General features: G+C 60.8%; 7 protein-coding genes. 3 read left to right on the top strand and 4 right to left on the bottom strand.

The genetic code is table 11. From position 1 onward, the window contains the following. Together HU765_RS17875 and HU765_RS17870 are read left to right on the top strand one after the other, a co-directional pair. On the top strand, positions 1–14,061 hold a 14,061-nt coding region (locus HU765_RS17875), incomplete at its 5' end, for an immunoglobulin-like domain-containing protein (RefSeq protein ID WP_186622031.1). Positions 14,062–14,208: 147 nt separating this feature from the next. Then, positions 14,209–14,547, top strand: coding sequence for a tryptophan synthase subunit beta (locus HU765_RS17870; RefSeq protein WP_186551506.1), 339 nt, complete (start codon positions 14,209–14,211; stop codon positions 14,545–14,547). Between the two features lie 63 nt (positions 14,548–14,610). Here HU765_RS17870 and mgrA read toward each other — a convergent pair whose 3' ends face one another. The 3 genes from mgrA to HU765_RS17855 form a co-directional block, all read right to left on the bottom strand. Beyond that, the gene (gene mgrA / locus HU765_RS17865; protein ID WP_186551507.1) at positions 14,611–15,648 is read right to left on the bottom strand and encodes an L-glyceraldehyde 3-phosphate reductase; all 1,038 of its coding nucleotides are present in this window, start codon (positions 15,646–15,648) and stop codon (positions 14,611–14,613) included. A 223-nt stretch (positions 15,649–15,871) separates the two neighbouring features. After that, positions 15,872–17,191, bottom strand: coding sequence for an LLM class flavin-dependent oxidoreductase (locus HU765_RS17860; protein ID WP_186622029.1), 1,320 nt, complete (start codon positions 17,189–17,191; stop codon positions 15,872–15,874). Position 17,192: 1 nt separating this feature from the next. Further along, positions 17,193–19,418 carry a TonB-dependent receptor gene (locus HU765_RS17855; RefSeq protein WP_186622027.1) on the bottom strand — a complete coding sequence of 742 codons (2,226 nt, stop codon included), beginning with the start codon at positions 19,416–19,418 and terminating at the stop codon, positions 17,193–17,195. A 204-nt stretch (positions 19,419–19,622) separates the two neighbouring features. On the opposite strand from HU765_RS17855, the gene HU765_RS17850 reads away from it, so the two are divergent. Beyond that, a complete protein-coding gene (locus HU765_RS17850) occupies positions 19,623–20,681 on the top strand; it encodes a LacI family DNA-binding transcriptional regulator (RefSeq protein WP_186622025.1) in 1,059 nt (352 codons plus the stop codon). A 246-nt stretch (positions 20,682–20,927) separates the two neighbouring features. Here the strand turns inward: HU765_RS17850 and betT are convergent, their stop codons facing one another. After that, positions 20,928–22,889, bottom strand: a complete 1,962-nt coding sequence (gene betT, locus HU765_RS17845; RefSeq protein WP_186551558.1) for a choline transporter BetT — start codon at positions 22,887–22,889, stop codon at positions 20,928–20,930. Between the last annotated feature and the right edge of the window lie 278 nt (positions 22,890–23,167).

The following is a 23,167-nucleotide window of genomic DNA, read 5'->3' as shown; positions in this document are numbered from 1 at the left end:
AACGTGCCGACTGCGGCCAATGACGTGTACAACAATGGCAGCACCGTCAGCACCACCATCACTGGTGCCACCGGTGGCAATTTCGAAAACCTGGTGCCGAATCCGACGCCTGCGGTCACTACGATTACCGATTCGGTGGATAACACCGGCCTGACCTTGACCGCGACCAACAACATCGTTGAAGGCGGCCAGATCACCTACACCGCGACCCTGACCAACCCGGCGCAAACTCCGGTAACCGTCACTTTGTCGAATGGCTCGACCATTACCATTGCCGCTGGCGAAACCACTGGCACCGTCAACGTGCCGACCGCCGCCAACGACGTGTACAACAATGGCAGCACCGTCAGCACCACCATCACTGGCGCTACCGGTGGCAACTTCGAAAACCTGGTGCCAAGCAACACGCCTGCGGTCACCACGATCGCTGATTCGGTGGATAACACCGGCCTGACCTTGACCGCGACCAACAACATCGTTGAAGGCGGCCAGATCACCTACACCGCGACCCTGACCAACCCGGCGCAAACTCCGGTAACCGTCACTTTGTCGAATGGCTCGACCATTACCATTGCCGCTGGCGAAACCACTGGCACCGTCAACGTGCCGACCGCCGCCAACGACGTGTACAACAATGGCAGCACCGTCAGCACCACCATCACTGGCGCTACCGGTGGCAACTTCGAAAACCTGGTGCCAAGCAACACGCCTGCGGTCACCACGATCGCTGATTCGGTGGATAACACCGGCCTGACCTTGACCGCGACCAACAACATCGTCGAAGGCGGCCAGATCACTTACACCGCGACGCTGACCAACCCGGCGCAAACTCCGGTAACCGTCACCCTGTCGAATGGCTCGACCATCACCATTGCCGCTGGCGAAACCACCGGCACCGTCAACGTGCCAACTGCCGCCAACGACGTGTACAACAATGGCAGCACCGTCAGCACCACCATCACTAGTGCCACCGGTGGCAATTTCGAAAACCTGGTGCCGAATCCGACGCCAGCGGTCACCACGATTACTGATTCGGTGGATAACACCGGCCTGAGCCTTAGCGCCACTGGCTCGGTGGCCGAGGGTGGTTCGATCGTTTACACCGCGACCCTGACCAATCCAGCGGGCACGCCTGTCACCGTGACCCTGAGCAACGGCTCGGTGATTACCATCGACGCGGGTAAGACCACCGGCACCGTGACCGTTCCGGCCCCGGCTGATGACGTCTATAAAGATGCCGGCCAGATCGAAGTCACGATCAAGGACGCGAGCGGCGGCAACTTCGAGAACCTGGTGCCGAGCACCAACCCTGCGGTGACGGAAATCACCGATACCGTCGACACCTCGACGGTGAAACTGAGCGCTGACACCTCGGTCGCCGAAGGCGGCACCGTCACCTACACCGCCACGGTCGGCGCGCCAGTCACCGGTTCGCCTGTCGTTGTGACCCTGACTAACGGCCAGAGCATCACCATCGGCGTCGGCCAAACCAGCGGCAGCGTGACCACCACCGCACCAAACGATGCGCTGGCCGGCAATGCCGCACTGACCAATTCGATCACCAACGTCAGCGGCGGTAACTACGAAAATCTGGTCGCCGATAAAACGCCTGTATCCACCGCAGTGACCGACGTTACCGACACCACCAGCTTGTCGCTGTCCGCGACCGGCACCGTGGCCGAAGGTGGCCAGATCACCTACACGGCGACCTTGAGCAACCCGGCCGGTACCCCGGTCACCGTGAATCTGAGCAATGGCTCGGTGATCACTATCGAGGCCGGCAAGACCACCGGTACCGTGACCGTCGACGCACCGAAGGACGACGTCTATAAGGACGCCGGAAAAGTCGAAGTCAGCATCAAGGATGCCACGGGCGGCAACTTCGAAAACCTCGTCCCGAACGCCACGCCAGCGGTGACCGATGTCACCGATACCGTCGACACCTCGACGGTGAAATTGACGGCTGACATTTCGGTTGCCGAAGGCGGGACCGTCACTTACACCGCTACCGTAGGTGCGCCAGTGACCGGCTCGCCAGTCGTCGTGACATTGGCCAACGGTCAGAACATCACCATCGCTGTCGGCCAGACTACCGGCACCGTGACCTTCACCGCACCGAACGATGCGCTGACTGGTCAGGCTTCGCTGAGCAATTCGATCACCAACGTGACCGGTGGCAATTTCGAAAACCTTGTGGCGGATAAAACCCCAGTCAGCACCACCGTGACCGACACCGTCGACACCACCAACCTGTCGCTGTCCGCGACCGGTTCCGTGGCCGAGGGCGGTCAGATTACGTACACCGCAACCCTGACCAACGCCGCCGGCTCGCCAGTGACCGTGACCTTGTCCAACGGCGCGGTGATCACTATCAAAGCTGGCGAAACCAGCGGCACTGCAACCGTTCCAGCGCCAACCGATGACGTCTACAAAGACGCCGGTTCGGTTCAGGCAACGATCAGCAGCGCCACCGGCGGCAACTTCGAAAACCTGGTGCCAAGCACTACGCCAGCCGTGACGACGGTCACCGACACCATCGATACCTCGACCGTCAAATTGACAGCCGATACCTCGGTGGCTGAAGGCGGCACCGTCACCTACACCGCCACCGTTGGCGCGCCAGTGACCGGCTCCCCTGTGGTCGTGACATTGGCGAACGGTCAGAACATCACCATCGAAGTCGGCAAAACCACCGGCACCGTGACCTTCACCGCGCCAAACGATGCGCTGACTGGTCAGGCTTCGCTGAGCAATTCGATCACCAACGTGACCGGCGGTAACTTCGAAAACCTCGTCGCTGACAAAACCCCGGTCAGCACTGCTGTGACCGACACCGTCGACACCACCAACCTGTCGCTGAGCGCGACCGGTTCCGTGGCCGAGGGTGGTCAGATTACGTACACCGCAACCCTGACCAACGCCGCTGGCTCGCCAGTGACCGTGACCCTGTCCAATGGCGCGGTGATCACCATCAAAGCTGGCGAAACCAGCGGTAATGTCACCGTTCCGGCACCAACCGATGACGTCTACAAAGACGCCGGTTCCGTGCAGGCAACGATCAGCAACGCCACCGGCGGCAACTTCGAAAACCTGGTGCCAAGCACTACGCCAGCCGTGACGACGGTCACCGACACCATCGATACCTCAACGGTGAAACTGACGGCTGACACGAGCATTGCTGAAGGCGGTACCGTCACCTACACCGCCACCGTCGGAGCGCCGGTTACCGGTTCGCCTGTCGTCGTGACCCTGGCCAACGGTCAGAACATCACCATCGAAGTCGGCAAAACCAGCGGCACCGTGACCTTCACCGCGCCGAACGATGCATTGACCGGTCAGGCGTCGCTAAGCAATTCGATCACCAACGTGACCGGTGGCAATTTCGAAAACCTTGTGGCGGATAAAACCCCAGTCAGCACCACCGTGACCGACACCGTCGACACCACCAACCTGTCGCTGTCCGCGACCGGTTCCGTGGCCGAGGGTGGGCAGATCACTTACACCGCGACGTTGACCAACGCCGCCGGCTCGCCAGTGACCGTGACGTTAAGCAACGGCGCTGTGATTACAATCGAAGCGGGCAAAACCACCGGCACCGTGACCGTTCCCGCACCGTCCGATGACGTTTACAAAGACGCCGGCAGTATCGAGGCGACCATCAAGAGTGCGACTGGCGGCGACTTCGAAAACCTGGTCACCAGCACAGCGCCAGCCGTGACCACGGTCAATGACACCGTCGATACCTCCACCGTGTCGCTGAGCGCCACTGCTAACGTCGCCGAAGGCGAAACAGTGGTCTACACCGCGACCGTGAGCGCGCCAGTGACCGGTTCGCCGGTCATCGTCAGTCTGTCGAACGGCCAGACCATCACCATCGCCGTCGGCGAAACCACCGGCAGCGTGAACTATGTCGCGCCGAACAGCCCGTTGGCGGGCGGCAGCTCGCTGAGCGTAACCATCGACGGCGCCACCGGCGGCAACTTCGAAAAACTCGTGGTCGACGGTAAGGCCGCCGACACCGTGGTTTCCGACACCACTGACATTACCAACCTGAACCTGACCGCGAGCGATTCGGTGGCCGAAGGTGGCCAGATCACCTACACCGCGACGCTGACCAACCCGGCCGGCACACCGGTGACCGTGACCCTGTCGAACGGCGCGACGATTACCATCGACGCGGGTAAAACTACAGGCGCCGTGACTGTCGATGCACCGAAGGACGACGTCTACAAGGACGCCGGCAAGGTCGAAGTGACGATCACGGACGCGACCGGCGGCAACTTCGAAAGCCTGGTGCCTAGCTCGGTTCCAGCCGTAACCAACGTCACCGACACCATTGACACCTCAACGGTGAAACTGACGGCTGATACCAGCGTTGCCGAAGGCGGGACCGTCACCTACACCGCCACCGTTGGCGCGCCAGTCACCGGTGCGCCCGTGGTGGTGGCCCTGGCTAATGGTCAGCAGATCACTATCGAAGTCGGCAAGACTACCGGCAGCGTGACCTTCACCGCCCCGAACGATGCGCTGACTGGTCAGGCCTCACTGAGCAACTCGATTACCAACGTGACCGGCGGTAACTTCGAAAACCTCGTTGCCGACAAAACTCCGGTCAGCACCACTGTCACCGATACCGTCGACACCACCAACCTGTCGCTGAGCGCGACCGGGTCCGTGGCCGAGGGCGGTCAGATCACTTACACCGCAACCCTGACCAACGCCGCTGGCTCGCCAGTGACCGTGACCCTGTCCAATGGCGCGGTAATCACCATCAAAGCTGGCGAAACCAGCGGCACTGCAACCGTTCCAGCGCCAACCGATGACGTCTACAAAGACGCAGGTTCCGTGCAGGCAACCATCAGCAGCGCCACCGGCGGTAACTTCGAAAATCTCGTGCCGAGCAATGTTCCGGCTGTGACGACTGTCACCGACACCATCGATACCTCGACCGTCAAACTGACCGCCGATACCTCGGTGGCTGAAGGCGGGACCGTCACTTACACCGCTACCGTTGGCGCACCAGTGACCGGTTCGCCAGTCGTCGTGACCCTGGCCAACGGTCAGAACATCACCATCGAAGTCGGCAAGACTACCGGCAGCGTAACCTTCACCGCACCGAACGATGCGCTGACTGGTCAGGCTTCGCTGATCAACTCGATCACCAACGTGACGGGCGGTAACTTCGAAAATATTGTTGCTGATAAAACCCCAGTCAACACCACCGTGACCGATACCGTCGACACCACCAACCTGTCGCTGAGCGCGACCGGTTCCGTGGCCGAGGGTGGTCAAATTACGTACACCGCAACCCTGACCAATGCCGCTGGCTCGCCAGTGACCGTGACCCTGTCGAACGGCGCGGTAATCACTATCAAAGCTGGCGAAACCAGCGGCACTGCAACCGTTCCAGCGCCAACCGATGACGTCTACAAAGACGCCGGCTCCGTGCAGGCAACGATCAGCAACGCCACCGGCGGCAACTTCGAAAACCTAGTGCCAAGCACCACTCCAGCCGTGACAACCGTCACGGACACCATTGACACCTCATCGGTGAAACTGACGGCTGATACCAGCGTTGCCGAAGGCGGGACCGTCACGTACACCGCGACGGTTGGCGCGCCAGTAACCGGTTCGCCCGTGGTGGTGGCCCTGGCTAATGGTCAGCAGATCACTATCGAAGTCGGCAAGACTACCGGCAGCGTGACCTTCACCGCACCGAACGATGCGCTGACCGGTCAGGCTTCGCTGAGCAACTCGATCACCAACGTCACTGGTGGTAACTTCGAAAACCTCGTCGCTGACAAAACTCCGGTCAGCACCACCGTGACCGACACTGTCGACACCACCAACCTGTCGCTGAGCGCGACCGGCTCCGTGGCTGAAGGTGGTCAGATTACGTACACCGCAACCCTGACCAATGCCGCAGGCTCGCCAGTGACCGTGACCCTGTCGAACGGTGCGGTAATCACCATCAAAGCTGGCGAAACCAGCGGTAATGTCACCGTTCCCGCACCAACCGATGACGTCTACAAAGACGCAGGTTCAGTGCAGGCAACCATCAGCAGCGCCACCGGCGGTAACTTCGAAAATCTCGTGCCGAGCAATGTTCCGGCTGTGACGACTGTCACCGACACCATCGATACCTCGACCGTCAAACTGACCGCCGATACCTCGGTGGCTGAAGGCGGCACCGTCACCTACACCGCGACGGTTGGCGCACCAGTGACCGGTTCGCCAGTCGTCGTGACCCTGGCCAACGGTCAGAACATCACCATCGAAGTTGGCAGAACTACCGGCACCGTAACCTTCACCGCACCGAACGATGCGCTGACCGGTCAGGCTTCGCTGAGCAACTCGATCACCAACGTCACTGGTGGTAACTTCGAAAACCTCGTCGCTGACAAAACTCCGGTCAGCACCACCGTGACCGACACTGTCGACACCACCAACCTGTCGCTGAGCGCGACCGGGTCCGTGGCCGAGGGTGGTCAGATTACGTACACCGCAACCCTGACCAACGCCGCAGGCTCGCCAGTGACCGTGACGCTGAGCAACGGCGCCGTGATCACCATCAAGGCTGGCGAAACCAGCGGCACTGCAACCGTTCCCGCGCCAACCGATGACGTCTACAAAGACGCAGGTTCCGTGCAGGCCACGATCAGCAACGCCACCGGCGGCAACTTCGAAAACCTGGTGCCAAGCACTACGCCAGCCGTGACGACGGTCACCGACACCATCGATACCTCGACCGTCAAACTGACCGCCGATACCTCGGTGGCTGAAGGCGGGATCGTCACGTACACCGCGACGGTTGGCGCGCCAGTGACCGGTTCACCTGTCGTTGTGACATTGGCCAATGGTCAGAACATCACCATCGAAGTTGGCAAAACCACCGGCACCGTGACCTTCACCGCACCGAACGATGCGCTGACTGGTCAGGCTTCGCTGAGTAACTCGATCACCAACGTCACTGGCGGTAATTTCGAAAACCTCGTCGCTGACAAAACTCCGGTCAGCACTGCTGTGACCGACACCGTCGACACCACCAACCTGTCGCTGTCCGCGACTGGCACAGTGGCCGAGGGCGGTTCGATCGTTTACACCGCCACGCTGAGCAACCCGGCCGGTACGCCGGTCACGGTCACCCTGTCGAATGGCGCGGTGATCACTATCAAAGCTGGCGAAACCAGCGGTAATGTCACCGTTCCCGCACCAACCGATGACGTCTACAAAGACGCAGGTTCAGTGCAGGCAACCATCAGCAGCGCCACCGGCGGTAACTTCGAAAATCTCGTGCCGAGCAATGTTCCGGCTGTGACGACTGTCACCGACACCATCGATACCTCGACCGTCAAGCTGAGCGCTGACACCTCGGTTGCTGAAGGCGGCACGGTTACTTACACCGCTACCGTCGGCGCGCCAGTCACCGGCTCCCCTGTCGTCGTGACCCTGGCTAACGGTCAGAACATCACCATCGAAGTTGGCAAAACCACCGGCACCGTGACCTTCACCGCACCGAACGATGCATTGACCGGTCAGGCGTCGCTGAGCAACTCGATCACCAACGTCACTGGTGGCAGTTTCGAAAACCTTGTTGCTGATAAAACCCCAGTCAGCACTGCTGTGACCGACACCGTCGACACCACCAACCTGTCGCTGTCCGCGACCGGTTCCGTGGCCGAGGGTGGTCAGATTACATACACCGCAACCCTGACCAACGCCGCTGGCTCGCCAGTGACCGTGACCCTGTCCAATGGCGCGGTGATCACCATCAAAGCTGGCGAAACCAGCGGTAATGTCACCGTTCCGGCACCAACCGATGACGTCTACAAAGACGCCGGCTCGGTGCAGGCAACGATCAGCAGCGCCACTGGTGGAAATTTCGAGAACCTTGTTCCGAGCACCACACCAGCAATCACTCAAGTAACCGACACCATCGATACCTCGACCGTCAAACTGACCGCCGATACCTCGGTGGCTGAAGGCGGGATCGTCACGTACACCGCGACGGTTGGCGCGCCAGTGACCGGTTCACCTGTCGTTGTGACATTGGCCAATGGTCAGAACATCACCATCGAAGTTGGCAGAACTACCGGCAGCGTAACCTTCACCGCACCGAACGATGCGCTGACCGGTCAGGCGTCGCTGAGCAACTCGATCACCAACGCGACCGGTGGCAATTTCGAAAACCTCGTCGCCGACAAAACTCCGGTCAGCACCACTGTCACCGATACCGTCGACACCACCAACCTGTCGCTGAGCGCGACCGGGTCCGTGGCCGAGGGTGGTCAGATTACGTACACCGCAACCCTGACCAACGCCGCAGGCTCGCCAGTGACCGTGACGCTGAGCAACGGCGCCGTGATCACCATCAAGGCTGGCGAAACCAGCGGCACTGCAACCGTTCCAGCGCCAACCGATGACGTCTACAAAGACGCCGGCTCGGTGCAGGCAACGATCAGCAGCGCCACTGGTGGAAATTTCGAGAACCTTGTTCCGAGCACCACACCAGCAATCACTCAAGTAACCGACACCATCGATACCTCGACGGTGAAACTGACGGCTGATACCAGCGTTGCTGAAGGCGGGACCATCACTTACACCGCCACCGTTGGCGCGCCAGTGACCGGTTCGCCTGTCGTCGTGACCCTGGCCAACGGTCAGAACATCACCATCGAAGTCGGCAAAACCACCGGCAGCGTGACCTTCACCGCGCCGAACGATGCGCTGACTGGTCAGGCCTCACTGAGCAACTCGATTACCAACGTGACCGGCGGTAACTTCGAAAACCTCGTTGCCGACAAAACTCCGGTCAGCACCACTGTCACCGATACCGTCGACACCACCAACCTGTCGCTGAGCGCGACCGGCTCCGTGGCTGAAGGTGGTCAGATTACGTACACCGCAACCCTGACCAACGCCGCTGGCTCGCCAGTGACCGTGACCCTGTCCAATGGCGCGGTTATCACCATCAAGGCTGGCGAAACCAGCGGTAATGTCACCGTTCCAGCACCAACCGATGACGTCTACAAAGACGCCGGTTCGGTTCAGGCAACGATCAGCACCGCCACCGGTGGCAACTTCGAAAACCTGGTGCCAAGCACTGCGCCAGCCGTGACAGCTGTCACCGACACCATCGATACCTCAACGGTGAAGCTGACGGCTGATACCAGCGTTGCCGAAGGCGGGATCGTCACGTACACCGCGACGGTTGGCGCGCCAGTGACCGGTTCACCTGTCGTTGTGACATTGGCCAATGGTCAGAACATCACCATCGAAGTCGGCAAAACCACCGGCAGCGTGACCTTCACCGCACCGAACGATGCGCTGACCGGTCAGGCTTCGCTGAGCAACTCGATCACCAACGTGACCGGTGGCAATTTCGAGAATCTTGTTGCTGATAAAACCCCGGTCAGCACCACCGTGACCGACACCGTCGACACCACCAACCTGTCGCTGAGTGCGACCGGTTCCGTGGCCGAGGGTGGTCAGATTACGTACACCGCAACCCTGACCAACGCCGCTGGCTCGCCAGTGACCGTGACCCTGTCCAACGGCGCGGTCATCACCATCAAAGCTGGCGAAACCAGCGGTAATGTCACCGTTCCAGCACCGACCGATGACGTCTACAAAGACGCAGGCTCCGTGCAGGCCACGATCAGCAACGCCACCGGCGGCAACTTCGAGAAACTGGTCACCAGCAGCACACCAGCCGTCACCAGCGTCACCGATACGATCGACACCACCACCGTAAAACTGACCGCGACCGCTACGGCGGCCGAAGGCGGCAATGTCGTCTACACCGCAACAGTCGGAGCCCCCGTCACCGGCTCGCCAGTGGTCGTAACCCTGGCTAATGGTCAGCAGATCACGATCGACATCGGCAAGACCACTGGCACCGCGACCGCCGTTGTGTCGAACGATGTACTGACCGGCCACGCGCCGCTGGTTAACTCGATCACCAACGCGACCGGTGGCAATTTCGAAAACCTCGTCGCCGACAAAACCCCGGTCAGCACAAACGTGACCGACACCGTCGACACCACCAATCTGTCGCTGAGCGCGACCGGTTCCGTGGCCGAGGGCGGTCAGATCACTTACACCGCGACACTGACCAACGCCGCCGGCTCGCCAGTCACCGTGACCTTGTCCAACGGCGCCACGATTACCATTGAAGCCGGGAAAACCAGCGGCACCGTAACCGTTTCGGCGCCAACCGATGACGTCTACAAAGACGCCGGCTCCGTGCAGGCAACGATCAGCAGCGCCACTGGCGGCAACTTCGAGAACCTGGTGCCGAGCACAACGCCAGCCGTGACAACCGTCACCGACACCGTCGACACCACCACCGTCAGCATCAGCGGCAGCACTTCGGTGACTGAAGGCCAGACCGCCAGCTACACCGTCAGCCTGAATCACCCGGCGCAAACCGAAGTGACCCTGAAAATCGTCTACAGCGGCACTGCCGCCGACGGTTCGGACTTCACCGGTGTGTACACCGTGAAGATCCCGGCGGGCGCCAGCAGTGCGCAGTTCAACGTCGCTACTCTCGATGACAAGATCACCGAAGGCACCGAGAACTTCGTGGTCAAGATCGATTCGGCCACCGGCGGCAACTTTGAAAACCTCGCCGTCAGCGCCACCAATGGCAGCGTCAGCACCTCGATCATCGACAACGACGCACCACCCGTGCTCGACCTGGACGCCAACAATTCCAGCGGCGCCACCGGTGCCGACTACAAGGTGACGTTCACCGAGAACACCCCGGGCGCTGGCGTGTCGATTGCCGACACCGACCTCAGCATCACTGACCCGGACAGCACCCTGCTGACCGGCGCCACCGTGGTACTGACCAACCGTCAGGACGGCGATGCGCTGAACCTGGGCAACAGCGTCAATGGCATCACTATCAATGCCAACAGCACCAACGGCACGGTGACCCTGACGCTGTCCGGCAACGCGACGCTGGCCGACTACATGCAGGTCATCAAGAACATCAGCTTCACCAACGGCAGTGAAAACCCGAGCACCGTGCCGCGCATCATCACCGTGACGGTGACCGATGGCAGCAATTACTCCAACACTGCGACCACCACGGTTAACGTGGTGGCGGTCAACGATGCACCGGTCGCCGCGCCGGGCAACGTCACCGGCACCGAAGACACGCCGCTGGTGCTTGGCTGGTCGACCTTCGGTGTGAGCGATGTCGATAGCCCGGCCAGCAGCCTCGGGGTGAAAATCACCCAGCTGCCAGGCGAAGGCAAACTGCAGTATCTGGACGGTTCGACTTGGAAAGACGTCGCCACCAACCAGACCTTCAGCAAGGCCGATATCGACGCCGGCAAACTGCGCTTCCAGCCCGATGCCAATGAATCGGGGACCAACGGTTACGGCGGCAGCGGTGTGGGCAACAACCAGGCGGACTACGCGCAGATCAAGTTCCAGCCCACCGACGGCCAGGCGCTGGGCAATACCGGCACAATCAAGATCGACATCACCCCCGTGGCGGACGCACCGACCGTGGGCGTGGCCGATAACAGCGTGAAGTCCACCGGACTGATCAAGGAAGTCTGGACCGGCCTGTCGGGCCTGGGCACCAGCGGTAACGGCGCCGACTCGACCACGTTGAAAAACGTCATCGACGGTGCCGGTAAACCGAACACCAGCGGCAGCGTCACCAATGTGCAGTCGGACGGCAGCGTCGCCGCCGGCACGGCATCGAAGACCTCGGGCCTGATCTATCTGGAAGCCGGCAAGACTTACACCTTCAGCGGCATCGCCGATGACAGCCTGTTGATCACCATCGGCGGCAAAAGCGTGGCTTCGGGGACCTGGGGCGCGGGTGGTGCGATCAACGGTTCGTTCACCCCGACCACCAGCGGCTACTACACGCTGGACATCTACCACCACAACCAGAGCGGTCCGGGCAGCTACGACGTCAACCTGTCGGTCAACGGCAGCACGCCGATCGACCTGAGCAATGCCGGCGTGCCGATCTACACCGGTGTACAGGACCTGATCAATGCCGGCGTGACCGTTTCCGATCTGCACGGCAGCAACGGCGAAGGCTATTACGACGGCTACAAACTCAACACGGGCGCCGAAGGCACCACGGTGAAATTGTCGGCCATCACCACGGCGCTGACCGACACCGACGGCTCGGAGACCCTGAGCCTGAAAATCAGCGGTGCCCCGGTTGGTTCGGTCCTCAGCGATGGCGCCGGCCATAGCTTCACCGTCACTGCGAGCAATGGCGAAGCCAATATCACTGGCTGGAACCTCGGCTCCCTGACGGTGACCCCGCCGACCTATTACAACGGCCAGTTCAACCTGACCGTGACATCGACGTCCACCGAACAGGTCGGCGGCTCGGCCAGCAGCACCGCGACCATCGCGGTGACCGTGGTGCCTGCGGTCTACAACGCCACGGTTGCGACGGCGGGCGACGACACCTTCAACGGCACCGACGGCAACGACATCATGGTCGCCGACATCGGCGGTCTGACGGTGGTGCCGGGCACCAATTACAACATCGCGTTCATGGTCGACAGTTCCGGCAGCATGAGCAGCACCTCGCTCAACGCCGCCAAGGACTCGCTGACCTCGGTGTTCAACAGCCTCAAGCAAAGTCTGGGCGGCAGTAATTCGGGCACCGTGAACATCTTCCTCGTCGACTTCGATACCCAGGTCAACAAGTCGGTGTCGGTGAACCTCAATGATCCGAACGCACTAGCGCAGCTCAAGGCGGTGCTGGACTCGATGGGTTCCGGCGGCGGCACCAACTACGAGGACGTGTTCAAGACCACGGCCAACTGGTTCCAGAGCGCTGACGCGGTAGCCAACACCGGGGCGAAGAATCTCACCTACTTCATCACCGACGGCCAGCCGACCTACTACCAGAACGGCGAGCAGACCAACCCGACGCTGTACGGCAACGTGAAGCTCGATGACGTGGTGAAAACCAGCAACTACAAGCCGGGCGACACCTTCAGCACCTACATCGACAACACTCACGCGTTGACGATCAACAGCGCTGGCACCGTGACCCTGCAAACCTACAACTCGTGGTGGGGCTGGAGCAGCAGTAACCTGGGGACCATTCATGCGCAAGGCGACGGCACTTACGAGCTGTCGAACCTGGCCGGTACCGGCAACAGCACCAACACGTCGACGACCAGTAACTCGGCCAGCGGCTTTGCCTTGCTCAGCGGATTGTCGAGCGTCGAAGCAATCGGCTTGAACAACGACGTCAGCCTCAGCGACCTCAAGCCGTACGATTCGGACAAGACGCCACAGACCAACATCGATCCGAAGGACCTCGCCAACTCGATCATCGGCCACACCGAAGCAACGCTGCCGGGCAGCGACACCGTCAACGGTGGTGAGGGCAATGACATCCTGTTCGGCGATCTGGTGAGTTTCAACGGCATCGCCGGCGAGGGTTATCAGGCGATGCAGGCCTTTGTGGCCAAGGAAACCGGGGTCGAGGTCAGCAAAGTCAGCACCAGCAACGTGCACCAGTACATCACCGAACACTATCAGGCGTTCGATGTGTCCGGCGCGCATGACGGTAACGACACGCTGCTGGGCGGCGCGGGCAATGACATCCTGTTCGGCTCCGGCGGCAACGATCTGCTCGACGGCGGCAAAGGCAATGACATCCTGCTCGGCGGTACGGGTAACGACACGCTGATTGGCGGTCGGGGCAACGACATCCTCATCGGCGGTTCCGGTGGCGACACCTTCGTCTGGAAGTCAGGCGACACCGGTAATGATGTGATCAAGGACTTCAAAGCCAGCGAAGGCGACCGCATCGACCTGCGCGACCTGTTGCAGGGCGAGACCGGCAGCACCATCGACAACTTCCTGAAGATCTCCACGGTCGATGGCGTGTCGTCGTTGCAAGTCAGCTCGGGCGGCAAGTTCAATTCGGCTGACGCCGCCGCGGCCACGCCGGACGTGACGATCAAACTCGAAGGTAACAACTGGTCGAGCGCCAGCCTGCACAACCTGATCGCCGGCAGCGACCCGACCATCAAGGTCGACCACAACAACAGCTGATGCCTGGACGCAGCGGCCACCCTCGAGGCGGCCGCTGCATCTGTGCCGATCACCCCCGGTGACGATTTCGCCGTCGCACCGCATACTGACGCGCAGTTGGCTATGCTGCTGACAGCATGACGCTGGTTCACTTCCGAGGGATGCTCAATGTTTTACGTGCAACGCGATGCGCAAGGTCAGTTGATTCGCGTGGAAGCCGCGGCCTATGCCGAGGCCACGGAGACGCTGCCCGCCGATAACCATGAAATCCAGGCGTGGTACGCCAACGAGGCGGTGGAAAACAGCCTCAGGCAGCTCAAGCAGAGCGACTTTGAAATGATTCGGGTTCTCGATGACCTGATTCAGGTGCTGACCCAGAAAGGCGTGATCCGCGTCACCGACCTGCCACCGGCGGCCCAGGCCAAATTGATGGACCGCACGCAGGCGCGTGAGGCGCTGGGCGGGTTGAGCCAGTTGATCGACGAAGAGGAAGGCGGCTTGATCTGACGCTTTGCCGTCGGAAAACCTCGCGCCCGCTCTCTGCGGCGAGAGAGCGGGCGCGGGCATCATTTATTCCGCCGTCGACGGTTTTTCCCAAAGATTGATCCCGCCCTCCTGGGCAAACCGGTCAATCTCCGCCAGCTCCTCAGCGCTGAAGCTCAGGTTGCTCAAGGCTCCGACGTTCTCGATGATCTGCTGCGGCCGGCTTGCGCCGATCAACGCCGAGGTCACCCGCGAATCACGCAGTGTCCATGCCAGCGCCAGTTGCGCCAGACTCTGACCACGACGGCGGGCGATTTCATTCAGCGCCCGGACATGGGCAATATTGGCCTCGGACAAATGCGAGGCCTGCAACGAACCGCCGCCCGGACGATTGACGCGCGCATCCGCCGGCACGCCGTTGAGGTATTTGTCGGTCAGCAGGCCCTGGGCCAACGGTGTGAACGCAATCACGCCGGTACCGAGTTCATCGGTGGTGTCCAGCAAGTCCTTTTCCACCCAGCGATTGAGCAGGTTGTACGCCGGTTGATGAATCAACAACGGCACTTTCCACTCTTTCAGCAGTGCAGCCATTTCACGGGTTTTCACCCCTGAGTAAGACGAGATACCGATATAGAGCGCCTTGCCCTGTTGCACGGCAGTGGCGAGGGCGCTGGCGGTTTCTTCCAGCGGCGTGTCCGGGTCAAAGCGGTGCGAATAAAAGATATCCACATAGTCCAGACCGAGGCGTTGCAGGCTCTGGTCGAGGCTGGCCAGCACGTACTTGCGCGAACCACCGCCCTGGCCGTAAGGGCCGGGCCACATGTCCCAGCCGGCCTTGCTGGAAATGATCAGTTCGTCGCGGTAGGGCTTGAAGTCTTCGCGCAGCAGGCGACCGAAATTGGTTTCGGCGCTGCCATAGGGCGGACCGTAGTTGTTGGCGAGATCGAAGTGGTTGATCCCCAGGTCGAACGCGGTGCGCAACAAGGCGCGCTGGGTGTCGATCGGCGTGCTGTCGCCAAAGTTGTGCCACAGGCCCAGCGACAGCGCCGGCAACACCAGACCGCTGCGGCCGACGCGGCGGTAAGGAATGGAGTCGTAGCGGTTTTCGGCAGCGGTGTAAGTCATCGAATCCTCTCTTGTTTGATTTAACAGCAGATTGAAGGCTGAAATCAAACCTATGTGTGAAGGCTGAAATCAAACCTATGTGGCGAGGGGATTTATCCCCGTTGGGTGGCGAAGCCGCCCCAAAACCTGGAACTTCGGCGAGTCAGGTATACCGAGTGCGCTGGTTTTACGACTGCTTCGCAGCCGAACGGGGATGAATCCCCTCGCCACAAAAGCCCATCAATCATGCAAAGCGATTTGCAGGTCGGCCCAGACCCAGATTCTGGCGCAGCGTCCGACCCTCATATTCAGTTCTGAACAACCCGCGCCGCTGCAGTTCCGGCACCACGCCATTGGCGAAATCTTCCAGTCCGCCCGGCAGGTGCGGCACCAGAACATTGAAGCCATCCGCCGCGCCCTGTTCAAACCACTCCTGCAGGCGATCGGCGATCTGCTCAGGCGTACCGACCAGGCTGTAATGCCCACGTCCGCCAGCGATCCTGCGACCTAGCTCGGCGAGGGTCAGTTGTTCCCGGCCCGCCAGTTCGGTCAGCAGTTTCTGCCGGCTCTGCTGACCGCTATCAGTCAATGGCAACGGCGGCAGCGGCCCGTCCAGCGGATACTTCGCCAAGTCGAAGTTGCCCAGCATACGCCCAAGCAGCGCGACGCCCACCTCGGGTTCGACTAATGGCTGAAACGTTTCAGACTTTTCCTGCGCCTGAGTCTCGGTGGCACCCACCACGACATATACGCCTGGCATGATTTTCAGCGAGTCGCGACCGCGCCCGAACTTGCTCAAGCGCCCTTTGATGTCGGCATAAAACGTCTGAGCAGCGGCCAGCGAAGTCTGCGCGGTGAACACCACTTCTGCCGTTTGCGCCGCCAGTTCGCGCCCGGTTTCGGAAGAGCCGGCCTGGATGATCACCGGTTGGCCCTGTGGCGAACGGGCTACATTCAGCGGTCCTTTTACCCTGAAATGCTCGCCGACATGATCGAGCACGTGGAGCTTTGCGGGATCGTAATAAGCCCCGCTGACCTTGTTGCGCACAAACGCATCGTCCTCCCAACTGTCCCAAAGCCCGGTGACCACCTGGTGAAATTCGCGCGCACGGCTGTAGCGTTCGGCATGGCCGATATGTTCATCACGCCCGAAATTCAGCGCTTCGGCAGCGTTGTCCGAGGTCACCAGATTCCAGCCGGCGCGCCCGCCGCTCAGGTGATCGAGCGAAGCGAACTTGCGTGCGACGTGATACGGCTCGTTGTAACTGGTGGTCGCTGTAGCGATCAGACCGATGTGCTCGGTGACCGCGCTCAATGCCGAGAGCAGCGTCAACGGCTCGAAGTGATCGGAACGGGCCATGCGGCTGGCGATGTCCTGGGTCGGTGCGGCAACGCTATCGGCGACAAACAGCGCATCGAACTTTGCTCCTTCGGCGATCTGCGCCAGGCGTTTGTAATGGACAAAGTCCAGCCCAGCATCTGCCGGCACATCCGGATGCCGCCACGCTGCCACGTGGTGCCCGGTCGCCATGAGAAACGCACCGAGTTTCATCTGTCTGCTCATCTCAGAAATCCTTGCGCAGTTGCACGCCAAAGTAGCGCTCGTCATCCCGTGGCACGGCGCGATAGATGTAGCTGCCGCCACTGGCCAGCAACGGCGAATACGACTTGTCGGCGAGGTTCTTGCCGAGCAAGGCGACGCGCCAGCCATTGCTGTAATCGGCCAATGCGACACTGGCGTTCCACAGCCCATAGGCGCCCTGTTTGGTGTCCGGATTCTGGCTGATGTCGTACTGCACTTCGCTCTGCCAGCTGTAGTCGGTGCCGAGTTCGATATCCAGGCCATTGTCCAGCGGAATGCTGTAGTCGGCGCGCACGTAGCTTTTCCAGTCAGGGCTGAATGGCAGCGGCTTGCCGTTGACGTTGCACGATGCCGCCGCGCCGGCCGGGCAGGCGAATTCGTCGATGCGTGCGCGGGTGTAGGCCAGTGCGCCGGAGAATTTCAATTGCCGGGTGGCTTGCAAGGCGTAATCCAGTTCGACACCTTCGCTGATGACGCTGCCGGCGTTGATCAGCCGCGTCACCACTTGCCCGGCGACAGTGTCGAAAAAGTTCGCCTGATAGTTGTCGTACTCGCTGTGGAACACCGCCAGGTTGGTGGTCAGGCGATTGTTCCAGGAGGTGGCTTTGATTCCCGCCTCCCAAGTGTTCGAGGTCTCCGGCTTCAGTGCTTCGGTGTCACGCGGCTGCATGTTGAAGAACACGTTGTAGGCCGGGCCTTTGTAGCCGCGCGAGTAGGTCAGGTAGGTGGTCACCGTGTCGCTCAGGTCGTATTGCACACCGAGGCGACCGGACCAACCGTCTTCGTCCACCGAGCCTGAGCTGCTGGTCGCCGGTTGAATGCCGCTGACGGTGGCTGCCGAAGTCGAGACGCGGCGATGATCGTATTCCAGATCATCGTGGGTGTAGCGCAGCCCGGCGATGCCGCGAAAATCCGAGGTGAAATTCAGCGTGCTCTCGCCGAACACCGCGTAGCTGTCGCTGGTGGTGCTGTAGTTGGCGACACCACGATCGGTGCGCGTGGTAGTGGTCAACGTGCGCTGATAAGTCTCGTCGTCCTTGCCGTGCATGTAGAACAAGCCGCCGACGTATTCGAGAAATTCGCCTTTCGGCGAGGACAGACGCAGCTCCTGCGAGTATTGGTCGAAAGCCAGATCGCCCTTGTCCGCCGTACCCGGGAACGCGGCTGTTACAGCGCCGAGACGGTCGCCGTCCTGATACTGGGTGTTGTCCCAGCCGCGCCACGCGGTGATCGAAGTCAGCGTGTAATCGCCCAGTTGCCAGTCGAGCTGGCCGGACAGACCTTTGTTGACGTCCTCGACGTGAGAGCGGGTGTCGGTGTTGATGTCGCGATTGTGAGCGGTGGCATTGACGGGGCTCAGCGCATTGGCGAAGGCCGGGGTCAACGACTGGCTGACGACGCCGTTAGGGCCGTCATCAAGGGACTGCATGTAGTCGGCAATCAGGGTGAACGTGACGTCATCGTTCGGCGTGAATTCGAGCTTGCCGCGTGCGCCGCGATGGTTATAACCGTTCACCTCCTGGCCGTTGTGCTGATTGTCAACGTTACCGTCGTAAGTGCCGAACAAAGTGCTGATCGAGCCCTTCAACGTGTCCGGAATCAGGCTGCCGCCAATGCCGAACCGAGTGCGGCTTTCGTTGCCGCTGTAGTACGCCTGATCGATGTAGCCATGGGTCTCGGCGGTCGGTGCCTTGCTGGTGATATTGAGCACTCCGGCCGAGGCATTCTTGCCGAACAGCGTGCCCTGCGGCCCGCGCAATACCTCGACACGCTGCAGGTCGAGAAGATCCAGCGTCGTCTGCCCCGGACGCGCATACACCACGCCATCGATCACCGTGGCCACGGTCGGCTCGACGCCGGGCGAGGTGGAAATCGTGCCGACGCCGCGAACAAACAACGAGGTGTCCTTGTTCGACGCACCGGTACGAAAATTCAGCGACGGCACTTGCTGGACAATGCTCGCCACACCATTGCGGTTGTCGCGCTCCAGTTGCTCGCCGTCGATCACCGATACTGCCACCGGTACTTTTTGCAGCGACTCTTCGCGGCGGGTGGCGGTGACCGTCACCGATTTCAGGGTCGGTTCCTGATCGCTGCTGTCAGCGGCAAATGCGCTGGGCACTGGCAGCGCCGCTAACCCGGTAAAGATCCAGCCCGCGGCGCGAATCGCCTGCGCCAGTGTGTGTCTCGCCCCAGGAAAGTTATTCATGTGCATCCGCTCGAAAATGGTTCTGAATCGCTGCCGTTCTGCGACGACAGCGCCTGAAATCTGTCTTCGGCATTCGCTCGAGCGAGTAGCAGACAACGCGCTTTGTTAGCGCTAACATCGTCAGTATTGGCAAGCCGCGCATAGAGCGTCCAATACTGAAAAATTACTTTTATATGCGATTTTGTTTTTATAAAGGACTGAGCCTTGAGCGAACAAAAGCCCCGCAAACGCCGAGGCGCCGGCCGTGTGACGTTAAGTGCCGTGGCGCGCAAGGCCGGTGTTTCGGCGATCACCGTATCGCGTTATTTCAACCAGCCCGAACAGGTCTCGCCCGAACGCCGAGAACGGATCGCAGCCGTCGTGGCCGAATTAGGTTACGTGCCCAATCTCGTCGCCGGCGGTCTGGCTTCGGCGCGGGGGAAAATCGTCGGCATGGTGATCCCGAACATCTCCGGGCCGATCTTCGCCAATACGATTCAAGGCTTCAGCGACACCCTGAGCCGTCACGGTTATCAGCTGTTGCTGGCGTCGAGTTACTTCGATATCGGGCAGGAAGAAAACGCCGTGCGCGCTTTCCTCGGCTGGTCGCCGGCGGCGCTGGTGCTGACCAGCCATTTCCACAGCGCAGGCACGGAGAAGATGATTGCCGAGGCAGATGTTCCCATCATCGAGACCTGGGATTACCAGCCCGAACGTGGACCGATGCAGATTGGTTTCTCGCATGTTGAAGTGGGCGTAGCGGCAGCGAGACATCTGCTGAAAAAAGGCTACCAACGCATCGCGTTTGTACAAAACAGCGCGCCCGGCGACTTCAGTGCACTGGAGCGCCGCGACGGTTATGCCGCGACGTTGCGCGCCGCAGGACTTGAACCATGGGTGTTCGCCCCAGACACCGACCGCGCACCGTTCGAGGCCGGCAAGCAAGCGATGGACGTCTTGATGAATGCCTCACCGCGACCCGACGCAATCATCTTCGCCAACGATAACCTCGCCGCCGGCGGCTTGCTCGCCGGGCAACGCGCCGGAATCAGAATCCCGGAAGACTGCGCTGTGATGGGCTTCGGCGATTACCCGTTTGCCGAAATGCTGCTGCCGAGTCTGAGCACGATCAAGCCGCCGGCGCTGGAGATTGGAGTGCTGGCGGCAACGCGGGTGCTGGAAAGCCTTGGGGTGCTGCCATGCGATGAGGTGCAGCGGCTGAATTTGTTGCAATGCACAGTCATCGAACGCGAGAGCATCCTGCGCAATTGCGCACGCCAGTAAGAGCGGGCTTGCTCGCGAAAGCGCAGTGTCAGCTACTTCAATTGTCGACTGACAATATGCCTCGCGGGCAAAGCCCGCTCCCACAGGATTTCGCGTCGTTCACAAACTCTGTATCAACCCAAAAAACTGTGGGAGCGGGCTTGCCCGCGAAGGCTGCGGATCACATACCGCAGACTTTGCAGGCATAGTCGCGCAACCGCCATCAAGCTTTTTTCGGCCTGAAGCTGCTGAGCGCCGAGTCGTCGATCAACGCACCAGGTGCAGGAACTGCATGTGCCGTTCGTACTGGTCGAGGATGTCGTTGATGATCTGTTCTTTGGTATAGCCGACCAGATCGTAGTCCTGACTGCCCTCGCTCAGATGCACTTCGGCGCGGTAGTAGCGGCGGTTGTTGAGCTGCTTGGAACCCATGCCGCCACGGGCGAAGGACGGCGTGAAGTAGCCGCGCATCTGCACCTGATAGATGAACGGATGCTGCTCGCCATGGCCGATTTCCAGGCTGACGTTGTCATGCGCCGGATCTGGCTGAGTCACCACGTTCAGGCCTTTTTCGACAAACACCGCGGTCACTTCTTCGATCGCCGGGCGCACCGTGGTGTCCATGAAACGGTACACCTCATCGCGCGAAGGGAAATGCACCGCCTGACTCAGGCGCTGGCGCCAGCCGCCCGTGCCGCGCCGCGAACCGGAGACCGGCGCCAGCGAATGCAGTTGCGCAATCTGCTTTTGCGACTCCAGATAGAACGCCTTGTGCAGGCCCCACATCATCAGCAGCAGGATCAACGAGAACGGCAAGGAGGTCAGCACCACGGCAGACTTCAGCGCATCGATGCTGCCGGAAAACAGCAAGGCACTGGTGATCAGCGCAGTCATCGCGCCCCAGAACACCCGCAGCCATTTCGGCCCGTCTTCATCCGGGTTGCCGCCCTTGGCCGACAACGTCGAGAGCACAACGGTGCCGGAGTCGGCAGAGGTGACGAAGAACACGAAGCTGATGAACACCGTCACGGCGATAACGGTTTTGCTCCACGGATAGGTTTCCAGCAGCAGATAAATGCTCATTGAGGGATTATCGAGGGCCGACATGCCCAGCGCGCTCATGCCGTGGTTGAGCACTTGATCAAGGGCGCTGTTGCCGAAAATCGACATCCACGCGAGGGTGAAACCAAGCGGAATCAGCAGCACACCGAAGACGAATTCGCGAATGGTCCGGCCGCGAGAAATCCGCGCGATGAACAGGCCCACGAACGGTGACCAGGCGATCCACCAGGCCCAGTAGAACACCGTCCAGCCACCGAGCCAGTCGCTCGGCTTGTCATAGGCGTAGAGGTCGAAACTCTTCATCGGCAAGGCGCCGAGGTAGTCGCCGACGTTCTGGATCAAGGTATTGAGCAAGTGCTGCGTCGGCCCGGCGAACAGCACAAACAGCAACAGCCCGCAGGCCAGCAGCATGTTGATATCGGACATCACCCGCACGCCTTTATCGACGCCAGAGACCGCAACGATAATTGCCGCGCCCATCATCAGCGTGATCAGGCCGACCTGAATCCACTGGGTGTGGGCGATGCCGAACAGATAGTCCAGGCCCGAATTCAGGTGCAACACGCCAAAGCCCATGTCGGCACCGAGACCGAACACCGTGGCGATGATACCGAAACCGTCCACCGCATAGCCGATGGGGCCGTTGATGCGCTTGCCGATCAGCGGATAAAGCGCCGAACGCAGGGCCAGCGGCAGGTTGTGACGATAGGCGAAGTAGGCCAGCGCCATGCCGACAAAGGCGAACACGCCCCAGCCATGCAGGCCCCAATGCAAAAACAGAATCTGCATCGCTTGTCGCGCCGCATCCGCCGTACCGGCCTCGCCCTGCGGCGGTTGCAGCATGTGGGTCAGCGGTTCGGAAACACAGAAGAAAAACAGCGTGATGCTGATCCCGGCGGCGAACAGCATGCCGGCCCAGGACAGGTAACTGAATTCGGGCTCGTCGTGGTCGGCACCGAGTTTTATCTTGCCGTAGCCGGATAACGCGGTGACCACCACGAAGACCAGATACAGGGTCATCGCGAGCATGTAATACCAGCCGACCGTATTGGCCGCCCAGTTCTGCGCTTCCAGCAACCAGGCGCCGGCCTGTTCGGGCATGGCGATGACGACAAGGCCAAACAGCAGAATCACCGTCGCGGCGAAGTAGAACACCGGCGGGTTCATGCGTACCAGACCGCTGGCGGGGGTGGACGATGCACTCATGAAACGTGCACCTCGAAGCAATGAAACATGGCTGAAATGATCGGACTCAGCAAAGGCAAGCCTCCTGTTGTGAGCGGGCAGCGAACCACCGGTTTAACTTGAATGAACGTTCAAGTTAAACATGGATAGGGTAGTAAGGACTAATCGCAAGGCTGGGCGGTAGATTTCCTACAGTAGCCCAAGGAGGCGTATGACGTGGGTTTGCCGCGTTTCGTTCACTGATGAATTGGCTGAAGGCC

It is taken from the genome of Pseudomonas sp. SWRI81 (assembly GCF_014268545.1).
Classification (GTDB): Bacteria; Pseudomonadota; Gammaproteobacteria; order Pseudomonadales; family Pseudomonadaceae; genus Aquipseudomonas; species Aquipseudomonas hamedanensis.
The sequence above is the reverse complement of the archived record's forward strand: the minus strand, read 5'-3'. Positions and strand labels throughout refer to the sequence as shown.